Source organism: Lacticaseibacillus sp. 53-4, assembly GCF_016861805.1.
Taxonomy (GTDB): Bacteria; Bacillota; Bacilli; order Lactobacillales; family Lactobacillaceae; genus Lacticaseibacillus.
In genome coordinates this window covers 1-4198 of record NZ_BOLT01000062.1, presented here as the reverse complement: position 1 = coordinate 4198, position 4198 = coordinate 1, and the positions used below count along the sequence as shown (strand labels likewise).

At 49.0% G+C, this 4198-nt stretch carries 1 protein-coding gene; it reads left to right on the top strand.

Features of this window, described 5'->3' with window-relative positions; translation table 11 throughout:
• Nucleotides 1–380: 380 nt before the first annotated feature.
• On the top strand, nucleotides 381–4198 hold a 3818-nt coding region (locus JUF21_RS11730), incomplete at its 3' end, for a MucBP domain-containing protein (RefSeq protein WP_203664822.1).

The window sequence follows — 4198 nt, the reverse complement described above, 5'->3', positions numbered from 1 at the left end:
CGCAACGCTCCAAACGTTGCTTTCAGACCGGCCAGATGCGATTTCATGTCCCCAATACCGAGGTGAATAATCCAGGTACTCATTGGGTAGCCCAAATTGCAGCGGGTGATTTGTCGGCTGAGCAACTGCAACAGCTGACAGCTAGCACAAACGATCCGTCGGCGTTAAATTCAGATATTGACAAAAATACCGCACTCCTCCTGAGTGGTAATGATGAAGATCAGAAACAGCTTTCGCAGGATGACCTGTTTCGTTTAAGCCCAGTCACAGGTGCTGGTGCGTTACAGGTCGGCGTTTTTAATGCTGAGGCCTTATCTAAGCCCACTCTCAACCAAAAGACGGATGTCGTTTATGCCTCTCCAACCTTTGATTGGGACAAATTGGCAACCAAAAACACTGACAACTCAGTGTCAGTCACATTCACCTTGTCAGCGGATCAAGTCAAATCTGCTTTTGCAGACCATGGTGGTTATCTTTACGTCAAGATTCCGGGCAAAATGAGCAGCTTGAAGATAACCGACTTGCTCGTCCCTGCTGAAGATGGCAGTATCGGGACAGGTACCAAAGTTGAAGTCGTCGATACGCCTACGGATACGCCAACTGACACGCCTGCCGAGGCTAATTTCCCAATTACTTATAAGTATGTCGATGAGAGTGGCAAAGAGATTGCCAACAGTCAGCAACAGAAGAAGCTCACTTCTGAAGAATCGATTGATTTCAGCCCACTGAATCCACCAGCTGGGTATACTTTTGACCCGAAGAAAACAGAAGTCGATATTACCAGTGCTTTTGATGATCAAATCAAGTCTGACATTAGCAGTGCAACTGATTTCGCGGGTTTGAATTCAGCGCTGGCCAAATTGGGGATCACCAAAGTCAGTGCTCTTGAAGGCAGCAACACCCACCAGGTGACCATTACCTATCACGGCACCAAAACTGAAGAAAAGAAATATACTGCCAAGGTCATTTATGTGGACCAAGCAGACGGTCATGAGATTCGGGATGCTGCACCTTTAGGCTCGCAGCCGGCAGGACAAGGGGTCCGGACTACTGGTATTCCCAAGACTGTTGAAGGGTACACGATGGTTGGCGAGGACCCGATCAAGGAACACTATTACTTCACGGATCAGCCTGACCAAGTTGTTACCCTCACGTACAAGAAGAATGATGCCGGTGGTACCGGCACTGGCACCGATACGCCTACAGCAAAAGGCAAGATCACTGTCAACTTAGTGGGTGAAGATCACCACGCGCTTGTAGTACCCAGTGATCCCAATTTTCAACAGACGTACTATCTTGATGGTGATATTGGGACGGGCATCCCAGCTGGTGCCGTCAACAAGACCGCCCCAGGTTTTACAATCATAGAGGATGGAACGCTCAAGGCTAAGTTTACTGACAAAGACCAGACGATTCTGATCATTTACAAGCCAGTCGCAACTAAGGGTACAATCACTGTTAACTTAGTGGACGAAAATGACAAGCCGATTTCCAATACTGATGGCAAGTCTTCAATTAATCTCGAGGGCAATATTGGCGATTCAATTACAAGCGTGACCCTCAACAAGAACGTCCCCGGTCACAAGATCACCACCGATGGCACGACCGATGCGAAGTTTACTGAGACTGCCCAGACGCTGACGATCAAGTACGCGCCAGTCGTAACAAAGGGTACGATCACTGTTAAGTTAGTGGACGAAAATAATAAGCCGATTTCGAATACTGATGGCCAGTCTTCAATTGATCTCAAAGGCAATATTGGCGATTCAATTACAAGCGTGGTCCTCAATAAAGACGTCCCCGGTCACAAGATCACCACCGATGGCACGACCAATGCGAAGTTTACTAAGACTGCCCAGACGCTGACGATCAAGTACGCTACAGACGGGCCGAGAGTGTACACCCCGGGCAATCCTGGCTCGACTTTGGATGGGGATCCGACCACAGTAACGTCCCGGTATTTGATTGGGACGGTGCAGGCTAATGTTAAGTACAATGGGGACGATGCACTGGCTGAGAAGAAAGGCTCGCCTATTCAGATTTACCGGACGGCCACCCTTGATGCTAGTGGCGCTCCAGTGTACACGCCATGGACAACGAATGCAACCGGTGTTGGTGGCAACGACACTGATGTTTTGCTGACACCAATTACTGAAAGCGATATTCCAACAGTCGCGAACAAAGTCGGTAAAATCGTGGATGAAACGAACAAGGCGATTACGTCCGCCGACTTACCCTTGGTTGGTAAAAAAGTAACAGCTAGTGATGGTTCGGTTCTCATCGATGGTACCCAGAACACAAACATTGGTGGAAAGTACCTGACGAATTTCATTGCGACCCGCGTGGTCAATTACGGCGCGAACCAGCCTGACTTGCAGTGGCATGACGCACCGAAAGAGCCGAAAGATCCTCTCTACAACGACACGCATAAAGTCTTGCACCCGCTCATCATGATGACAAAAGACGGTGTAACAACGGAGCAAGATAATACCGAAAATGACATCGTTTTGACGCGTCAATATCAGATCGATGATAACGATCCTGACAGTGGCGTGAAAGATTATGGCCCGTGGATTGTTGATGACACTGGCAAGTTCATGACCGTTGGCTATACACCGGTAATTTACGATGGTTATAAGGCTTCACCAGCAAACATCGACCAGAATACCCAAGATGATGATCACAAAACCGTCACGGAAGAACTTGCGGCAATGGCGGCTGAGACAGCAGACCAAGATAAAGAAATCACCTTCACCATTAACTATGACAAAGAAAAGGCTGAATTGGTCGAGCACCCTGCACCAAATGAACCAAGTGATGTGAACTATGATGATACACATAAGTTCCTGAATGTCACAATTAACGGTGATCAGAACGGTCAGAAGAAGCTGCTAGAGACTGGGAAAGTTGTGTTCAATCGTACTTACTACACAGAAGAAGGCGACACGACTAACAAGGTCGTTAAGTATGGCGATTGGAAGCAAACTGCACCCTTTGCAACTTTCACTCCTGAGCCAGTGGATGGCGCCACGCCAACTCCAGCACAAGTGACCGAAACAACGGTAGGCGACGATGGTCAGTCCATCAAACAAGCCGCAGCTGGTTTACTTGCCGCAGCCGACGACGAAGATAAAGACATCACGATCACTGTAACCTATGCCAAGGCTGAAGCGGCCAAAGGCACAGGGACTGTTCACTATGTCTATCAGAACGTTGACGGTATCGAACTGAAGGATCCTGAGACGGTATCTGGTGAAGTCGGGTACAATTACTCCAATGATTATTCGGTTCCTGACACCTTAAGCGGCGAAGGCAAAGGCTTGTCTGATGCTGACGGCACACTTGATACCAGTGTTCTGCACTACTATGCGACTGCCGATATTAACGGCGGCCAGATCAACAATTTACCTGATGACAGCACGGCCGATGGGACCTTTGGTACTTCAGGCCAAGACATCTGGGTTATTTATGTTGCCAAGCCAAAAGCAAGTGCTGCGGATACTGTAACTGCTGAGGAAATCGAAGGTGACGCTGATCATCCAAATGGCGGGACCAGAATCACCGTTAAGCATGTTGACGGCAGTCCCGACACCGTGACGACAGTATGGAATGGTAATGACGGGGTAACGCCAGTTGTTGATCCAAATGGCACCGACAATGGCGACGGGACGACTACGTACCAAATCACCGCAGATGGACAGCCGGCAGGCTCGTTCACCGTTAAGAATGGTGAAAAAGGTAAGGATGGTGTAGACGGTCAGACGCCTCAGATTAAGACAACTGATGATGGTAAGATCGTGTTCTATATACCGGGCTCGAAGGGCGATGGTACTAATGACACGAAGTTGGCTGAAATCGATGCTCCTAAGTCCGGAGATACGATCACCGCAACGCCGGCAAGAGTTACTGAAGATCATCCAAACGGTGGAACCACGATCACTGTTAAGCATGGTGATGGCAGTGACGACACTGTGACGACGGTATGGAATGGTAACGATGGGGCAACTCCAGTTATCAGTCAGACCGGTAAGGATAACGGTGACGGGACAACCACTTATGACGTGACGGCTAACGGGAAACCAGCCGGGACGATCACGATCAAGAATGGTAAAGACGGCGCGGATGCGAAGACGCCATCAGTTCGCGACGGCAAAGACGGTAAGGTTGAATTCTACCTTCCAGGGACCAAAGGCGATGG